Origin of the sequence: Bradyrhizobium sp. GCM10028915, assembly GCF_042666195.1 — a bacterium.
In the GTDB taxonomy this organism is placed as follows: domain Bacteria; phylum Pseudomonadota; class Alphaproteobacteria; order Rhizobiales; family Xanthobacteraceae; genus Bradyrhizobium; species Bradyrhizobium canariense_D.
Window position 1 is genome coordinate 21,758 of the sequence record NZ_JBHTFN010000048.1, and the last position, 16,781, is coordinate 38,538.

At 58.5% G+C, this 16,781-nt stretch carries 20 protein-coding genes; 16 read left to right on the plus strand and 4 right to left on the minus strand.

Features of this window, described 5'->3' with window-relative positions:
- Positions 1-13: 13 nt before the first annotated feature.
- Entirely contained in the window at positions 14-715 is a 702-nt protein-coding gene (locus ACFQX9_RS28055) for a GreA/GreB family elongation factor (RefSeq protein WP_377791165.1), read from the minus strand.
- A gap of 245 nt (positions 716-960) precedes the next feature.
- Between ACFQX9_RS28055 and ACFQX9_RS28060 the strand changes: the two genes are divergently transcribed.
- The 6 genes from ACFQX9_RS28060 (at position 961) to ACFQX9_RS28085 (ending at position 4,577) form a co-directional block, all read left to right on the plus strand.
- Positions 961-1,194, plus strand: coding sequence for a hypothetical protein (locus tag ACFQX9_RS28060; RefSeq protein ID WP_204512686.1), 234 nt, complete (start codon positions 961-963; stop codon positions 1,192-1,194).
- 105 nt (positions 1,195-1,299) lie between these two features.
- Positions 1,300-1,809, plus strand: coding sequence for a GreA/GreB family elongation factor (locus tag ACFQX9_RS28065; protein ID WP_204512685.1), 510 nt, complete (start codon positions 1,300-1,302; stop codon positions 1,807-1,809).
- A 55-nt stretch (positions 1,810-1,864) separates the two neighbouring features.
- Positions 1,865-2,158, plus strand: coding sequence for a hypothetical protein (locus tag ACFQX9_RS28070; RefSeq protein WP_231189861.1), 294 nt, complete (start codon positions 1,865-1,867; stop codon positions 2,156-2,158).
- Entirely contained in the window at positions 2,152-2,271 is a 120-nt protein-coding gene (locus ACFQX9_RS28075) for a GreA/GreB family elongation factor (RefSeq protein WP_231189863.1), read from the plus strand. The genes ACFQX9_RS28070 and ACFQX9_RS28075 overlap by 7 nt, the downstream gene beginning before the upstream one ends.
- A gap of 633 nt (positions 2,272-2,904) precedes the next feature.
- On the plus strand, positions 2,905-3,348 hold the full coding sequence (locus ACFQX9_RS28080) for a universal stress protein (RefSeq protein WP_204512684.1): 444 nt from the start codon (positions 2,905-2,907) through the stop codon (positions 3,346-3,348).
- Positions 3,349-4,421: 1,073 nt separating this feature from the next.
- Positions 4,422-4,577, plus strand: coding sequence for a hypothetical protein (locus ACFQX9_RS28085; protein WP_204512683.1), 156 nt, complete (start codon positions 4,422-4,424; stop codon positions 4,575-4,577).
- A 324-nt stretch (positions 4,578-4,901) separates the two neighbouring features.
- Here ACFQX9_RS28085 and ACFQX9_RS28090 read toward each other — a convergent pair whose 3' ends face one another.
- Positions 4,902-5,288: a DUF488 domain-containing protein gene (locus ACFQX9_RS28090; protein ID WP_204512682.1), complete on the minus strand. Its 387-nt coding sequence runs from the start codon at positions 5,286-5,288 to the stop codon at positions 4,902-4,904.
- Positions 5,289-5,392: 104 nt separating this feature from the next.
- Between ACFQX9_RS28090 and ACFQX9_RS28095 the strand changes: the two genes are divergently transcribed.
- Complete coding sequence (locus ACFQX9_RS28095; RefSeq protein ID WP_377791167.1) at positions 5,393-5,662, plus strand: hypothetical protein; 270 nt, start codon at positions 5,393-5,395, stop codon at positions 5,660-5,662.
- Positions 5,663-6,159: 497 nt separating this feature from the next.
- Here ACFQX9_RS28095 and ACFQX9_RS28100 read toward each other — a convergent pair whose 3' ends face one another.
- Together ACFQX9_RS28100 and ACFQX9_RS28105 are read right to left on the minus strand one after the other, a co-directional pair.
- Positions 6,160-6,672: a hypothetical protein gene (locus tag ACFQX9_RS28100; RefSeq protein WP_377791168.1), complete on the minus strand. Its 513-nt coding sequence runs from the start codon at positions 6,670-6,672 to the stop codon at positions 6,160-6,162.
- A gap of 243 nt (positions 6,673-6,915) precedes the next feature.
- The gene (locus ACFQX9_RS28105) at positions 6,916-7,320 is read right to left on the minus strand and encodes a PAS domain S-box protein (RefSeq protein ID WP_204512679.1); all 405 of its coding nucleotides are present in this window, start codon (positions 7,318-7,320) and stop codon (positions 6,916-6,918) included.
- A gap of 331 nt (positions 7,321-7,651) precedes the next feature.
- Between ACFQX9_RS28105 and ACFQX9_RS28110 the strand changes: the two genes are divergently transcribed.
- From ACFQX9_RS28110 to ctaD, 9 genes are all read left to right on the plus strand, one after another.
- Positions 7,652-8,014 carry a GreA/GreB family elongation factor gene (locus ACFQX9_RS28110; protein ID WP_377791185.1) on the plus strand — a complete coding sequence of 121 codons (363 nt, stop codon included), beginning with the start codon at positions 7,652-7,654 and terminating at the stop codon, positions 8,012-8,014.
- Between the two features lie 1,454 nt (positions 8,015-9,468).
- Positions 9,469-9,951, plus strand: a complete 483-nt coding sequence (locus ACFQX9_RS28115; RefSeq protein ID WP_204512677.1) for a universal stress protein — start codon at positions 9,469-9,471, stop codon at positions 9,949-9,951.
- A 59-nt stretch (positions 9,952-10,010) separates the two neighbouring features.
- The gene (locus ACFQX9_RS28120) at positions 10,011-11,165 is read left to right on the plus strand and encodes an amino acid ABC transporter substrate-binding protein (protein WP_377791186.1); all 1,155 of its coding nucleotides are present in this window, start codon (positions 10,011-10,013) and stop codon (positions 11,163-11,165) included.
- 39 nt (positions 11,166-11,204) lie between these two features.
- A complete protein-coding gene (locus ACFQX9_RS28125; RefSeq protein WP_204512675.1) occupies positions 11,205-12,068 on the plus strand; it encodes a branched-chain amino acid ABC transporter permease in 864 nt (287 codons plus the stop codon).
- A complete protein-coding gene (locus ACFQX9_RS28130; RefSeq protein WP_204512674.1) occupies positions 12,065-13,012 on the plus strand; it encodes a branched-chain amino acid ABC transporter permease in 948 nt (315 codons plus the stop codon). Before ACFQX9_RS28125 ends, ACFQX9_RS28130 begins: the two co-directional genes overlap by 4 nt.
- On the plus strand, positions 13,009-13,743 hold the full coding sequence (locus tag ACFQX9_RS28135; RefSeq protein WP_204512673.1) for an ABC transporter ATP-binding protein: 735 nt from the start codon (positions 13,009-13,011) through the stop codon (positions 13,741-13,743). Before ACFQX9_RS28130 ends, ACFQX9_RS28135 begins: the two co-directional genes overlap by 4 nt.
- On the plus strand, positions 13,740-14,474 hold the full coding sequence (locus ACFQX9_RS28140) for an ABC transporter ATP-binding protein (RefSeq protein ID WP_231189887.1): 735 nt from the start codon (positions 13,740-13,742) through the stop codon (positions 14,472-14,474). Before ACFQX9_RS28135 ends, ACFQX9_RS28140 begins: the two co-directional genes overlap by 4 nt.
- Positions 14,455-14,820 (plus strand): hypothetical protein, encoded by a 366-nt coding sequence (locus tag ACFQX9_RS28145; RefSeq protein WP_204512671.1) that lies wholly within the window; start codon positions 14,455-14,457, stop codon positions 14,818-14,820. Before ACFQX9_RS28140 ends, ACFQX9_RS28145 begins: the two co-directional genes overlap by 20 nt.
- 339 nt (positions 14,821-15,159) lie before the next feature.
- Positions 15,160-16,779, plus strand: a complete 1,620-nt coding sequence (gene ctaD, locus ACFQX9_RS28150; protein ID WP_204512670.1) for a cytochrome c oxidase subunit I — start codon at positions 15,160-15,162, stop codon at positions 16,777-16,779.
- Positions 16,780-16,781: the final 2 nt, after the last annotated feature.

The window sequence follows — 16,781 nt, forward strand, 5'->3', positions numbered from 1 at the left end:
GGCGACGGTCCGATTAGGTCTGTGGTGAAACTCCGCTCGCTCGCACTTCAAGTACCGCGAGGCTTCGTTCCCTACCGCGCTCGGTCCAACGAATTGACTGCCCAGGTCCAAGTCCAAGGAGGGCGGTGCCAATCGGACTTAGAACCGAGATGCAGTTAGCGGTTCTGGTTTCGTCCGGAAGAACGAGACGACCGCGACGAAGATGTGAGGTTCCAATCTCGACGAACTTCACCTCGCACCCGAGTCTGACGGCCGAACTCCATGCGGTGGTGTCTGAAATCATATCGGCGCGATCAATCTCCTCTCGAAGAAGGCAATCGGTATCGACGCTCCTCGTCGGAAAGTCTTGAAGCAGCCTGAGCAGCTTTTGTCGGTCCATTCTCGTTAGAACTATGCACGGTCGGTCAGGACGTCTCTGTTCAGCGTTGGTCATGGTACTCTTGTCCCGGAGAGCATACCCTTCCCATCGGCCGCCCTCGACGACAAACGATTTTATTTGACAGTTCAATGCAATGAAGACGCTGGGTTGAGCGACACAGATCCAATGCGGCAGCGTGGCAAAAGTCAGAGAAGAGTTACAAACCGCGCTGTGCAATTGCCACAGGGCCAACCTGACCGCACGACCGTGCGGGCAGTTCACGACAAAACGGCGCGGACCAACGGAGTATCTTGATTTCGCTGACCGTCGCGCCAAGTATGTTGGCATGATTATCATTGCGATCGATCAACAATATTGCGTCGAGGGCCACCTGCAAATTGGCAGGTGACCCGGATCGCCTTAATGGCTGTCCGGGATAACTATTTTTACAATAATCTTTCCTGCTCTGTCACGAGGTGCGTAGAAGCGCTGCGCTCGTATGACATGAGCCTGTCGGCAAGGGTGCGGCGCGATACGAAGCTCGGTCATTTGGCGACCGGCGACTTGCCGCACTATCGAGCTAACACCGAAGGAGTCAAACGATGACAGAGGCGAGAGAGATCGGGCGATCGTACATGAACGCCGCGAGCGATGTAGTTGCGACCATTGCAGACCATAGTCGCAAAACCGTGCAACTGGCCGGTAACAACACGTTGCAGTCATTTGCATATCTTGCCCGACTTGCAGGCGCCAAAACTGGAATGGAAGCGATCGAGGTTTCAGACGCGTATTATCGAAATCAGCTAGATGGGCTGGGCAGCACGCGAACAATCTGATCGACCTAACCCGGAGGATGCAAAGCATATGTCTAGCCCCCCCTGAACGCCAAGAGGCGGACGAAGGCGTCCTACTAGCTTGTGAAAACTGAGGAGTATTGCGCGATGTCAAACATCCGATTCGATTCCACCGAGCAATTGCCCTCGATCGTCATAGCGCGACAAGACCATGCGCGGCTTGAACGGTTAGCCGATGATGCCGTGAAAGAACGTCATCCGGTAGGCAAATTCCTGATGTCAGAGATTCGCCGGGCCGTCGTATTCGATACGCACCAGGTACCGGATGGTACTGTGCGTCTCAACGAGCGGGTGACCTACAGGGTCGATGGTGGTCGGCAGCCCGAAAGCAAAATCCTGGTGTGCCCGCACGATCTTAGAAACGGGCTGATGGAACTATCGGTCCTCTCACCGCTTGGTGCCGCCCTTCTCGGAATGAGCGTTGGGCAGCGCATGAAGTTCTTCAGTCTGGAGGGCGGGCTTCATTCCGTGATTGTCGAAAGCGTCCTGGCACCAGCGGGAGCACCCGTGTTGTTTCCGGTACAATCCCGTCGCAGCGCCCGTCGGACTTCCACTAACTCTCCGGGGCCCGATGACGACGGCCCTCAGGCGGCTTAGGAGCGGTTGTGTTGGCACAGAGCTGGATAGCTCGATAAGATTTCAGGATTGGGAAATGGAGCGCGACAAAGTAGCTGAGATGAGACCGCCAATTGCCATCGATGCTGATCATTTCGCTAGACTATCGGCGCTCTCGTCGATTGCAAGCGGGCCGATGGCCGAGGTGTGCGAATATCTTCGGGAGGAACTCGAGCGGGCGCATGTCCTCCCGGCAGATAAATTGCGTCCCGATATCGTCAGTTTCGGCAGTAAAGTGAAATTTCGGGATGAACAGACCGGAAAGGTTCAAGAAATAGTTCTTGTGTATCCGCTTGATGCCGATATTGCACGCCGACTGTGTCCGTGCTGACGCCGGTCGGCGCCGCACTTCTGGGACTTTCGGTCAATCAGACGATTTCGTTCCGTACCAGAACCGGCAAAAGGCGCGAGCTCACCGTGCTCAAGGTCGGCCGCGAAGACTAGCCGGGCGCCGAAGGGAGAAAGTGGGCGCGATGGATGCCATCGCGTCCACTTTGATCCAATCAGCTCATTGCTGGGTTGCAATTGCTATACCTAATCCGACCGATGTCGATTGTGTCGCGGAGTCGCATCGTGCTCGATCTCCCAAAGGGTCCACACCAGGGCAATGCCTAGGCAGACAATAATTGCCAAAAGGAGCAATGTCAGTTGGGGCGCTGTGAGCGCGGGGATGCCGATCGCATGCTTAGCGAAATGTTCGAGCGGCAGAGGCATTGCATCCGTTGCGATCGTCCGCGTTCGGCGTCCCCATGGGGCCTCCTGAGTTGTCGTCCATTGTGCGAGTCTTGCAAACGAAAAATGCTGCGAGTTCTCATCGATAAGAATGCTGGGTGCAACAGCCGGCAAGCCGTGCGCCTATGGTCGTTAGACTGAAGAATTCTCCTGCCATTTTCATTGGGCCAATCGGCATCAGCCGATGATGGTTTTCGTTTGTCAAATGTTGATCGACGTGTAGGTTGATCTCAACGTGGTCCGCGCGTCAGGAGCGGCAAAAATGCCGACAGACCATGCACCCGAGGAACCATTGCGTGGCCGCCGATGTTCCGAGCTTCAACGTATTTCAAACCAAGGACTCTGATGTACAAAAGGATTCTCCTGGCTTTTGATGGATCACCGGATGGCCGCGACGCACTCGTTCATGCCCAGAATGTGGCAGCCGCGTGCGGTTCGACAGTTCATCTCGTTTCGATCGTTGACTCGCCCGAGCCAATGCTCACCGTCGAAGGAGGGGCATCTTTTTTCGTGGATCAGGGAGTTGAAACGCGGGCACTGCTCGACGAGGCTGTGAGGCAGCTCGCGGGCACCGGATGCGCGGCAACAGGCAAGCTGAACTATGGGAAGCCGGCAGAACAGATAATTCTCGCCGCCGTTGAGATGGGCGCGGATCTGATTATCGTCGGTCGCCGAGATCAAGGAGCGCTCGCCAGCTACTTGAATGGCCCGGCAGATGGATCGACCTTGCCTCAACTGCCATGCAGCGTGCTTGTAGTGGCGAAGTCTGAGAGCACGCAAGCAGCTTAACGCCCATGAGGCTCAAACGTGGCTACCGAGCGCGCAGCCTCAGTCTTTCCTTTTGTCGAACCCCGGTGCACCACCAACCCTTCCTGGTCTGGCGCCGACTGATGATGCTCGCCTGAATCGAGTTCGCAGCAATTTGACTGTGCGGCAAAAGTCCGCAGCTGCCTTGGGATCGCGTCTTTAGAGCATACATGAGAGCAATCATGTTTGATCGAGTTTCCAATCATTCTCCCCGCAGGGGTATCGACAAATCCGCTCGTGAACCGGCGTGCGCCTGCTCGCGCCCGGATGTCCGAAGCCCCCAATCTGGTTCCGCAGTGAGGCAGGGCCTCGTCTTGCGGTTACAGCCCCCGAGGATGTTGAAATGAATATTGTTGTTGCGGCAAACTCTTCACCAGCTCGAGTCGTGCCTTGCGGCAGGCGGGCATGCTCGCACAAGCCGGGCGAGCGCCCTTTCGTTCTCGCCCTTGATACACTCGTCGATCGCCACCCGATGAGCATCGTGTCGCGCGACCTCGGGAGCAGCCGCTGGTCTCTGCGGACCGAGGGCTTGCCCATGCAGTGATCGGCAGCGTCGTCTCGCATACGTCGGACCTGCTGGTGATGGGGACCAACAACCGGTCCGGATAGTCTCGGGCGTTGGTCGCCAGCGTGACAGGAGCGGCCCAGCGTTCGCTCAAGGTGGACATCCTCGCGGTCCTTCCCGCCGCACGCTGATCGGACGCTGCCTCGCAGAGGGTAGCCGCAGGTATCCATTCCCAAGCCGCGCATCAGCGCGGTCGCGGAGAATAGGTCAGCGGGCTTCGATGCCCGCCGAAATAGGAGAGAGTAGTCGTGACAAGAGAAATCGAGACCCGAGAACAGCGCGAGTGGCGGGAACTGGATGAGGAATTGGACAGGCAGCTGGAACAAACATTCCCCGCGAGCGATCCGCCGAAAATCACGCGCCCTGCTCCAGCTAGGGGAAGCAGGTAGGGCAGAACGGTCCGGCCCATGTCGCTTCCGCGGCCGCGGATCATTGGCGCCCTGACGGTCTTTCCCTATTCTCTCCGCCTAGGCGCCTGGCGCCAACGAGGATGATGAATGTGATCGGTATCGTGTCTGTGAAGCGTGTGCGAACGGATCGTGGCGCCGGATGCGAGCACGCGGCCGAGGCTTTAGCTTCCGACGATGTGGTGAACAATCAGCGCTCCGGCGAAAAGCAAATCGCCGGCCGATGTGACAAGGTGTGACTATGCGGCAGCATTGGCGCGCGCGCATCACCACGGGCGTCCCACTCGGAAGCGGCTCGCCCGGCGGATCACTGTAGCGGCTTCTTTGAATTCCCACTGCCGGCGGCGGCGCTGGGCCATGAGGACGGCGCAGTCATAGCGGTTCTTGATCGTCGGAGACTACTGAACGCACCGATCCAGGCGCGCGGGCCCTGCGATTCGGTGTTTCTAAATATCCCCCGCGCGAACTCGGCTTTGACCCATCGAGATCGCGAGAAAACCTTCCTAATCAGGAGATAGTCAAGTCTCGCATCGCGCTCGGTTGGCGTTTGAATGCGAGCGAGACTAAGACGCTCCGGAGGTGCTCCGGCCGAGCAAGAACTCCCTAAGAACGACGGCATCGTTGTGAGCAGCATCACGCGCTGCGAAAACGAGCGTAATACGCCCGCGTTGGGCAAGGGCGCGTAGCTCGTCAAGCCGCTCGCGGTGCCGGCGCATCTCTTCCGAGTAACGGCGGCGGAACTCGGGCCAACGATCGGGATTGTGCCCGAACCACTTCCGCAGCCCGGTGCTAGGCGCAATATCCTTGGCCCACAGGTCGATCGCCGCGTCCACTTTCGTGACACCGCGGGGCCAAAGACGGTCTACCAGAATTCGCGTGCCGTCACCGGAGTGAACAATATCGTATGCGCGCTTCAACTTGATGTTCTCCGCGACAATCCTGCTTCCCATCGATGCCTCTCCCTTTTCTCGACCGGTCCGTTCGATTCCGAGCGACGATCTAATCTGTTCCGATTCTACTCGATGATCGTGCGACCGTACTCGCCGGTGCGGTCTTGCTGACGACGTTGATCGGCTCGCCGGGTTCACTGGTCGAATTCCGCACGTTGTTTCCCGAAACGGCGATCGAGATGAATAGCGCCCCGACGACCACCCACACCGTCAATCCACCGATCCCATCCTCTGCCCAGGGCGCGGCCGATGAGGGAGGGCCATGCGACGGCAATAGATCGATCAGGCGACCAGCCAGCACGAGTGCCTCCGACGGAGACCATTGCTCGCTCTTCGATTGTGAAATCGTCGCGGCAAAGCTTTGTATCGCCTGAGCCTTTGAAAGGTTGGTTAGGCGAGCCGCCTCCTACCAGGGATCGACGTCATGGCGTGCGAGTAGTGACAAGACGCTCAAGTTGTTCTGGTCTGTCTCGCATATCGAGGCAAACAGGAACGCATCGTATTGAGAGTTGAGCCCGCATAGTCCGGCCATGATACCCTCCCATGACCTCATTGCTTCATCGGCGCCGCGGCGTCCTGCGCGCCGTCGGCGGCATTTGATTGAGCATCACAATATTGATCGGTGCTTCAGTCGCAACTTGGGCACACGGGCGCCCCGCCATGTATCGCCCGTGGCGACATGCGAGTTCGCGCAATAGCGGGTAATCTTGGGGGGATCGCTTGCCGGAAATGTATCCTCCAGCTCCCGATTCAGTTGACGGTCGATCTCTTTCTTCTCCCGCTGTGCAAAAGACTCTCTGGCGGTCACGACAATCTCCCTTTGTTTCTGCATGTGTCGCGCGACACGAAAGGACTGCTGGCCCCACGCGGGCTATGCGGCTATGCGTTCAAGCTGCTCGACTTGCTTGCGGTGTAGCAGCAGCAAGTAGATGAGCTTCGCATTCAGTTTGGAATCGAAGATGTCCACGACGGCATCCTCGATCATGTCGGCCAGCATGGCCTGATTGCGGCTTGCGAATCTTATCCGGCTTCGGAGGCTGCAATCGATACCGGGAATGGAGTCCGCCGCTTTTGCGCGAAGCATGCCGGTCCCACCTCTCGCGGCAATCTCCTTTCTGAGCAGGATGCAAATCGCTCCCTGGCCCATTTCGGCCTCCAAGGCCAGGTCTGCAAGATCGGTGCAGGCCGCACGACCGATCGCCGCGTATGCGGTCAGGCCGATGTGTTCTCCACTAAGCAGCTGCTTGAGAAAGCTCAGTATCTCCTCTTTGGACCAATAGCCAAAGTAGCTGGAGTCGAGCGCTTTCGCCTTGAGAGAAGAGGGCGCAAACTGCCGGATCGTGACGTCTGTGTTTGTCTGTTGGGGTAACCGGGCTTTTCGCATGATGTCGTTTCCCTGCGAGAACGAGAAGGGTCTGCAGTCCTTGGCTCATTGGGCCATCGATGTCTGGGAGCTGCCGCACATCAGTACCGGACATTCGACCGAGTTCTACAAGCGAAAAGTATTGCAAGTTTGCATCAAGAATCTTGTTGGCTTGTGTGTGCACGAGGGTGCGCTCGCACCAAGCGCATGTCGCTCATTCCTGACCTTGTGAAGCGAAGATGCGATCGGCTACGACGGCCGAAGTCAGGTCGTGCGTGCTGCAGAACGCTCTCGCTCGATGCGTTCGGTGACGTCGCGGGCCATGGCCACCGAGCCAAGCACGTCGTCGTCGTCGCCCTTCACGAGGGCAAAGGTCATCTCGACGTAAAGCTTGCGTCCGCTCTTATGTAGGGCTCGGGTCAAAGTCGGACGACCTTGCAGCTTCATTACGCCGCTTGACATAGCTGCGTCGAAGCCCCGCCAGTGCGGAGCGCGCAGATGCTCTGGAATGATCAGATCGAGACGTTGTCCGAGCGCCTCTTCCGAGGAGAAGCCGAACATGGCCACCGAAGCGCGATTCCATCGCGCGATGTCACCGGATCGGTCTGCGTAGATGACGGCATCGGCAATTTGATCGAGAATTTTCTCAGACAACAGTTCGTTTTCCATGGGGACCTCTGGTGAAGGACCTGATCGGGCGGTCGGTCGTCAACTCTCGCCGGGCGCCGGAGTTCACGGTGGCGGCGCTTGAAACGTTGAACACATCGAGGCGACGCTTAAGCGTCAGATTCATGAGGATAGATCAATTTTCTTGATCGTGACGCGCAATGTTTTTCGCTTGTGTTGAGCGAGCCGTGAGCGAAAATAGCAACGTTCGACCCGCCAGGAGTCCGCAATGAATACGCCCGACGATCCGATTGCACTTCCCCCAGTCATGCTTTCTGAGGCGGACCGGGACAGGCTGTACGCCATCGCCATTTCCGCGCTGACGAACAGCCGTATGGCGTCGTCCGCGTCGAACGTACTACGGGAGATATCTCGGGCGAAAATCGTCCCTGATGACGAGCTTCCAAAGAACGTCGTAGCAGTCAACTCGCATGTGGACGTGCGCGATAATGTTACCGGCACGACAAGGCAGGTCGTCCTCGTCATGCCCGACGAAACGTCGATACAACCGAACGCGGTTTCGGTGTTGAGTCCCCTGGGAGCAGCCTTGATAGGATTGTCGGAAGGCCACTCGGTCGACTGGTGTTCAGCAAGCGGCGAGCCATGCTGCGTGACTGTCCTCCGGTCGACAGCGAGTTCGGCAAGATCGCCAGCCCGTGCCGATCGGCATGTATCGCGCAGTCAGTCCCGTTCATGAAGGGTTCGGTTCCGTGCGACACAATTGCAGCGTCGCATGGCCGCGCATGACGTCCGTGCTGTCGAGGTCGCGCTTCACATCCGATTGAACGCCGTTTCGTTCGGGCCGAGCTCGCGGGGCTCGGCCCGTGTTTTTTGCCAGTTCTGATATCATTGCCCCTCGTGCCGGCAAGAATGGGTCGTGTGCGAGCAGCGTTTCTCCGTGCTCGTTGTCTGCGTCGAAGGTCAGGAGAACTTGTCGGCGAATTGCTTTGCCAGAGCGTCGGGGTGGCATCTGCGATCTGATAGATGTGATTCTTCATCTCTTCCCAGGTTTGAGCCTCGGCGTCGTACTGGTGATCGGTCATTTGCTGGATCTGCTGGATGTGATGACTACCGTGGGCCTGGAGCAGGCCGTTCACTGCATCCTTCTGCAGATATGGGTTTGCCTTGCTCAGAAAGTCTGCAATCTCTTCTGCGTTTGAAGTCAGAGACTGAGTTGCCGCGCCTTGCCTGGTGGCGTCGCCAGCGACCGTCGCTGTAAGATAGGCGTTTACGGCACCATAGTGCCTTGCAAGGAGCTTGAAGAAGGCGTCCTTGGCCGTTGCGCCATAGAATGGCTCGATGGTCGCCGCGATGGATTGAGCGTTGGCAACGGCTTGTTGTTCTGCCGTGTTTGCGATCGCTCCTTGCTTTTCGATGGTCGCGAGCGAGACGGCTCTTACCCAGAAAATGTGTCCGATCCAACAATCGCGAAGCGTGGCCGCCGTCTCGGAAGTCTTGCCGGTCCGGGTCTTCCCCTTGTTGAGGCGCGAGCGACTGACGGCCGCGAGCGCGCTGTTGGAGAGAGGCAGAAGACCGGCGATAGCGGCGCCGCCGGTGAGAAGCTCACGACGATGGGCAAGCGGGCGTACTACGTCTCGCGGCATCGAAACCTCCTTGGGCGGACCTGCGCCGCGTTATTGCGTGCTTGAGAGAACTGTATTCATCCGTGGTTGAACGAGGCAGACGAAAATTCGTTGCCGATTTAATGCAAGTTCGATGCAGGTCGCCGTTCAAACGGATAGTGTCGACTCTCTTGTCGCTTCGTCAACCTGTCACGTCTTGAAGCACTCTCGGATTGTGCGGTGTTGCCATGCGATACCTCGCAGCAACAAAACCGATATCAAGTGTTCATACTTTTCGTTTGTCAAACGTGATCCCAGACATACGTTGATGGCGGGTTGATCGTGAAGATCGTTGGCGCCGAGCGCGTGCTGCAGAGGAATGCTGAGATGACGCGAACTTCAGAAAGTGGTCTTTCAAAACGCCTCGACGGGTCTTCAATGGTCAGTGGGGCAGAGACTGTCCTGAAGGCTCGATGGGTATCTTGAACGTGTCGATGAAGGAGCCTGCCGCTCTCGCCGTAGATTGCCAGATGCGTTGGCGGCCCGGGGTGTTCTGGTCGCGCACAGAGGTACGGAGAGGAAGCCCTACATGTACAAGAAAATCTTGTTGGCTTTCGACGGGTCGCCCGATGGCCGCGAGGCGCTGGCGCAGGCCGAGACATTGGCATCAAGGTGCGGTGCGACGGTTCATCTTCTGGCGGTCGTCGATGGTGCCGAAAGCATGCTCATCGGGGAAGCGATGGCTTATATCCCCGAAAATCAGCAGTTTGTGATGCAGAGAGTGCTCGAGGAGGGCGTCAAGCGCTTTCAGCGCGCCGGATGCGTCGCGACCAGCGAGATCCGGTATGGAAGGCCGGCCGAACAGATAGTGCTGTGTGCCCGGGAAATGGGCGCCAGGTTGATTGTCGTGGGCCATCGCGATCAAGGGGCCCTTGCTCGGTGGCTGAACGGATCGGTCGGCGAGTCGATCTTACACCAGCCGCCCTGCAGCGTTCTGATCGCCATAAAGCCCCAGCGGGCGGCGAGCAGCGTCACGCCGATGCAGCAAGCAAAGGCGAGGAGGAAAGCATGAACTTCGTGTTCAGAATCTCCCGCCTGTCGGTTCTCCTGTTGTTTGCCGCAGCCGTCTCAATGCCGTCAGGCGAGGTCCTTGCAAAGGAGATTGTCTTAGGAGCGTCGGTACAGCTGACGGGTCCGGTCGCCAATACCGGCCGCTACTATCGCGACGCTTACCAACTCGCGGTCGATCGCGTTAATGCCGCGGGCGGCGTCAAGATCGGCAATGAAACGTACAAGCTCGCGCTCAAGCTCTACGACAATCAGTCCGATGTGAACTTGAGTGTGCGTCAGTACACGCAGTTGGTATCGCAGGACAAGGTCGATTTCCTGCTGGGGCCGTTTGCGAGCAATTTCGCGCTGGCGGATTCGGCCGTGTCCGAAAAGTACAGAATTCCCATGGTGCAGGGGGGCGGCGCGTCAGACCAGATCTTCTCGCGTGGCTTCAAGTTTATCTTCGGGACGCTGGCGCCGGCCAGCAACTATTTTGGCTCGACGGTCGAGATGTTGAAGGGGCTCGATCCTGCGCCAAAATCGGTCGCGTTGCTGTACGCGGACGATGCCTTCGACGTTTCGGTGGCGGAGGGGACTCGACCAAAATTGAAGAAGGCGGGTCTGACCTTGGTCATGGACGAGCGATACAGCACGAACGCCACGGACTTCAGTTCGCTTCTGTCGCGGATCAAAAGCAAGAACATTAATGCGGTCCTGGTCGCCGGTCATGAAACCGAGATCCTGAATTTCGTGCGACAGGCGAAGAGCCTGGCGGTCGCTCCGAAGATGTATTCCTTCACTGTGGGTGTTCCCAGCGAGGATTTCCGCAAGGCATTGGGCAAGGATGCCGATTACGCCTTCGGCATGACGGCCTGGCTGCCTTCGGCAGACCTGAAGGACCGCTGGTTTGGCGATGCCGCGCAGTTCGCGGCCGCCTACAAGGCGAAGTTCGGCTACGATCCCGATTACCATGCCGCTTCCGGCGTCGCCGACGTGGAAGCTCTTGTGCAGGCCGCGGAAATGGCAGGCTCGACGGATCCCGCGAAGGTCCGCGACGCGCTCTCGAAAGTGAAGTTCGACAGCCTTTATGGTTTGGTTGCATTCAATGAGAACGGCCAGATCGATCTGCCCCAGACGGTCATTCAGGTTCAGGGTGACCGCTTGGTCGCGATTTTCGGCGGCAAGGGCAAGATCGCGCCGCCGAAATATCCCATGCCGGCCTGGGACGTGCGCTAGGCAGACTGCGAACGGGCCTTCGGCTGAGAAGAGGAAGATGTGGACCTGCTCGCGCAAGTTCTTGTCAACGGAATGCTCCTCGGCGGTCTGTACGCCGTGATGGCGCTCGGTCTCGCCCTGGTCTGGGGCGTCCTCAATATCGTCAACCTTGCGCATGGCGCGTTCATCATGCTCGGCGGCTATGTGTCCTGGTACCTCTACACCTATGTCGGCATCGACCCTTTTCTGGGGCTGCCGCTGACTGCCGTGGTGATGTTTGCGGTGGGATACGGCGTGCAGCGAGGCCTTTTGAACCTGATCGTCAGGGCCCCGATGTTCAACACTCTGCTGGTGACCTTCGGGATCGAGGTCGTGCTCACCTACCTGGCTCAGTTGGCGTTTTCAGCCGACTTTCGCACCATCAACCCGTCCTATGTCGGCGACAGCATCGCCTTGGGAACGGTGGTACTGCCGGTGTCGCGTCTTCTGGCGTTCGGCATTGCAATCGTGCTGACGGTCAGCATGTGGCTATTCTTGCTGCGCACACGGCTCGGACGTGCGATCCGCGCCACCGCGCAAAATCTGGTCGCGGCCCGGCTGTACGGCGTCGAGCCCCGGCACCTCTACGCCATGACGTTTGGAATCGGGATTGCGCTGGCTGGCGCCGCCGGAGGCCTCTACGGAACGGTGTCGCAAATCAATCCCTATATCGGCGCGGCGCTGACGGCCAAATCCTTTGCCATCTCGATCATCGGCGGATTGGACAATCCGCTCGGTGTGATCGTCGGCGGCTTATTCCTGGGAATCCTGGAGTCCCTGACAGCACTCTATATCGGATCGACCTTCTCCGACGTGGCAAGCTTCGGCGTGCTGGTGTTGGTGCTGATCGTTCGCCCCAACGGTCTGCTCGGGAAAGCGGCATGAAGGCGGCACGCACCATGCTACTTCTGGCCGCGATTGCCGTCCTGGCAGCGGTACCGTGGTTTGGTTCGGACGTGCTCATCCAATTTGGCATCAATGCCCTGCTTCTGGCCGTTCTGGCGCAAGGCTGGAACGTCATTGGGGGCTATGCGGGCTATGCCTCCTTCGGAAATTCGGTTTTTTACGGGCTCGGTAGCTACGGCGTGGCCATCGCGATGGTGCAGTGGCAATTGCCTTTCGGGGTCGGCCTCCTGTTCGGCGCGGCGCTTGCGGCCGTGTTTGCCGTGCTCATCGGGATACCGGTGCTGCGGCTGCGGGGGCACTACTTCGCGATCGCGACGCTGGCGCTCGCCCAGGTCATGGCCGCGATCGTCTCCAACGTGAAACTGGCCGGGCGGAACATCGGACTCGTCTTGCCGCCCCTCAACAACGACCCGCTGTTTTACGAGTTGTCGCTGCTGCTGCTCGTGCTCGCGACCCTGACCGTCTACTGGCTGACGCGCAGCCGCTTCGGCTTTGGATTGATCGCCATCCGCGAAAATGAGGAAGGCGCGGCGGTGATGGGCGTCAATACGACCCTCTACAAAACCGTGGCTTTTGCCATCTCGGGCGTATTCAGCGCGCTGGCGGGCGGCATTCACGCCTACTGGGTTACGTTCATCGACCCGGAAAGCGCATTCGATATCGGCTTGAACGTCAAGATGATCATCATGGCGGTATTTGGCGGACCCGGGACGGTTTTCGGCCCCGTCGTCGGGGCGCTTTCGCTTTCGGCGGTCTCCGAGCTTCTGTCGAGCGAGATCACCAGTCTCGCGGGCCTGTTCTTCGGCGTTGTCGTTGTCGTTGCGGTCGTCGTGATGCCGCGCGGCCTGGCCGACGTGCTGCGGCGCTTTCGCAGCATGGGCTGGCGTTACTTCGCCGAAAATATTCGGAGCCATCAGCTATGACGGCGATGCTCGAAATCAGCCACGTCACCCGGCGCTTTGAGGGGCTGGTCGCCGTCGACGACGTCAGCTTCATGCTGCTGCGTGGCGAGATCCTCGGCCTGATCGGTCCGAACGGTGCAGGCAAATCAACGCTGGTCAGCCTGATAAGCGGAACGCTGGCTCCCAGCTCCGGCGACATCCTCTTCGAAGGAAGGTCCATTGTCCACTTGCCTGCATATCGCCGTGCGAGACTGGGCATAGGCCGCACCTTCCAGATCATGCGTCCCTTTCCCGGTTTATCGGTCCTGGACAACGTCGCCGTGGGCGCACTGTTCGGACGGGGAGGCGGACAGGCCCAAATGGCGAAAGCCCGCGAGCAGGCCCGCGCTCAGCTGGAGTTCGTCGGACTGGCCAGAAATATCGATCAGCGCGCCGACCAATTGGGGGGGCCCGGCCGCAAGCGGCTCGAACTGGCGAAGGCGTTGGCAATGAAGCCGAAGGTTCTTCTGTGCGATGAGGTCATGGCGGGTCTCAATCAGGTCGAGATTGAAGACGTGATCGAAGTGATCCGCAAGGTTCGCAATGAGGGGATCAGCATCCTCGTTATCGAGCACGTCATCAAGGCCATCAGGAGTCTGTCGGATCGGCTGCTGGTGCTGAATCATGGCGTGAAGATCGCCGAGGGCGATCCGGGCCGCGTCCTGTCAAACCAAACGGTCGTCGAGGCCTATCTCGGCAAGAGGCGGGCATGAAACCGGACCCGGCAGCCAAAGTGGTCCCGCTGCTTGACGTGCGCGGAGTAAGTGCGGGCTACGGCGGAATGCCGGTCTTGCAGGACGTAACCCTGAAGATCTACGCGGCCGAGGTCGTGGCGCTGGTCGGCAGCAACGGGGCGGGCAAGACCACTCTGCTGCGCGCGCTGTCGCGCGTGCTTCCCTGCCAGGGCAGCATGACCTTGAATTCCCGGGATCTCTTGCCGATGACGTCCGACGGTGCCTTTAGAGCCGGCCTCGTGCAGGTTCCTGAAGGTCGTCAGCTCTTCGACCGCATGAGCGTACGGGACAATCTGTTGATGGGCGCGTTCGTACGCGCGGACAAGACTGGAATAAGCCGAGACCTGAACAGAATGTACTCTCTATTTCCGCGCCTGGCGGAGCGCCGGCGTCAGCTTGCCGGCAGCTTGTCGGGAGGCGAACAGCAAATGTGCGCGATGGCCCGCGGATTGATGGCCGCTCCGATCCTCTTGATGATCGACGAGATGAGCTTGGGATTGGCACCCGTAGTTGTGGAGCAGTTGATCGATGCGCTGGTGGCGATCCGCAGCGAGGGCGTGACAGTTCTGCTGGTCGAACAGGACGTCAATCTGGCTCTGTCGGTTGCCGACCGAGGTTACGTCATGGAAAGCGGACATATCGCTCGCAGCGGGTCCGCCAAGCAGCTCATCGAAGATCCAGAAGTCCGACGTGCTTATCTCGGGCTTTGAGACCCCGTCCTGCGACGGAACGACCGTATCGAGGGACGTCGATTTCGACGTGAAGGCGTGGTGGAAAGACAGTTTCGTGCCGTGCCGGAAAGGGGAGTACGTTGAAATGCCGGTTTTGCCCAAACCGCAATTCGAGCACACTGTCATCAAGCATGACACGATCGCTAAACTGAAATCGCTGCAACGGAGCAACGACGGCTGCAACGTGCACGGTAGCGCCGAAACGGTGATCTGCGACTTCCTCGACGCAGTCGGCTACGAAGAGATCGCACGCGAATTTCGGAAGGTCCGCGAGATGTATCCGGTGGTGGTTCCCAGATACTCGAGGCCTTCCTGGCGATCTTAGGCGAATGACGCGGGCAGCGGGCGCAAAGGCTCGCTTGGTCTGAAGCGGACATGGCGCTCCGGTGCCGGCGAAGAGGCTGGTCCCGCTCCTTTGGCCCAAGTCTTCAATCGCCAGAGAGCCACATGTGACATCGCGCCATCCAAATGGAGCGTGGACCGCAACGTCTCTGATGTCGGCCTGTAAGAAGGACGCGAATTTCAACGATCAAGAATCATGCATTTAAGCTGCAATTAAAATCGATTGCCGCTCGGGCGCTCTGATGGAAGATAGATGCAACCACTTGCTTTGAAGGTCGTGAGGCAAGCAGGTCTAGCGTTCCAAGCTTGATCGGAATTGGCGATGACAACCATGTCGACAGTCGGTGACGCGCACGATGGGGGGCAGGGACACCCAGGCGGCTGGCGTCGCTATCTTTATTCGACTAACCACAAGGATATCGGCACGATGTACTTCGTGCTCGCCATATGTGCCGGTTTTATCGGCGGAACCTTTTCGGTTTTGATTCGGATGGAATTGCAGCTTCCCGGCCTGCAGATTTTCACGGACCCCCATATCTACAACGTATTCGTGACAGGCCACGGCCTAATCATGATCTTCTTCACGCTCATGCCTGCGATGATGGGCGGATTCGGCAACTGGATGGTGCCGCTCATGATCGGAGCGCCGGACATGGCGTTTCCGCGTATGAACAACATTTCATTCTGGTTGCTGCCGGTGTCGTTTTTTCTGCTCATCATTTCGATGTTCGTCGAGGGCGCGCCTGGATCAGACGGCGCCGGCACCGGGTGGACGCTCTACGCCCCGTTGTCGACCGCCGGTCATCCGGGACCGGCAGTCGATTTCGTGATCCTGTCGATGCATCTCGCGGGTGCGTCGTCGATTCTCGGCTCGATCAACTTCATCACGACGATCTTCAATATGCGAGCGCCCGGCATGACAATGCATAAGATGCCGCTGTTCGTCTGGTCGGTCCTCATTACGGCCTTCCTGCTGCTGCTGTCTCTTCCTGTACTGGCGGGCGCCATCACCATGCTTCTCACCGACCGTAATTTCAGAACGACGTTCTTTGCACCCGAAGGCGGCGGAGACCCGATCCTGTATCAGCATTTGTTCTGGTTCTTCGGTCATCCCGAGGTCTACATCATGATCCTGCCGGGTTTTGGCATCGTGAGCCATGTTGTTTCCACGTTCAGCCGCAAGCCGATCTTCGGCTATCTCGGGATGGTCTATGCGCTGCTTGCGATTGGGGTCATCGGATTCCTCGTCTGGGCCCATCATATGTACACCGTCGGCATGTCCAGCAGCGCGCAGGCGTATTTCGCCTTGGCCAGCATGGTTATCGCTGTGCCGACGGGCATTAAGATCTTTTCCTGGATAGCGACGATGTGGGGTGGATCGATAACCTTTAGGACGCCCATGCTGTGGGCAATCGGATTCATCTTCGTGTTCACGATCGGAGGAGTTACCGGCGTTGTCCTTGCCAATCCAGGCATCGACCGATCACTGCAGGACACCTACTACGTCGTTGCGCATTTCCATTACGTCCTGTCGCTTGGCGCCTTGTTCGCAATTTTTGCAGGCTGGTATTATTGGTTTCCGAAGATGACCGGATACATGTTTTCGGAAACCCTCAGCAAACTGCACTTCTGGCTGACGTTTGTCGGCGTCAACATTGCGTTTTTCCCTATGCATTTTCTCGGATTGTCAGGAATGCCGCGACGAATAGCAGACTATCCGGACGCATTCGGCGGCATGAATCAGATTGCCTCCATCGGATCCTATCTCTCCGCCGCCGGTCTGATCACGTTCTTCGTAACCATGGTGTATGCCTTCGTCCGGAAAGGGAGGGCAGCGAGCAACCCGTGGGGACCCGGCGCGACTACGCTAGAGTGGACGCTTTCGTCTCCGCCGCCGTTCCACCAATTCCAAGTATTGCCTCGGATTTCGGGAGATCATTAGGG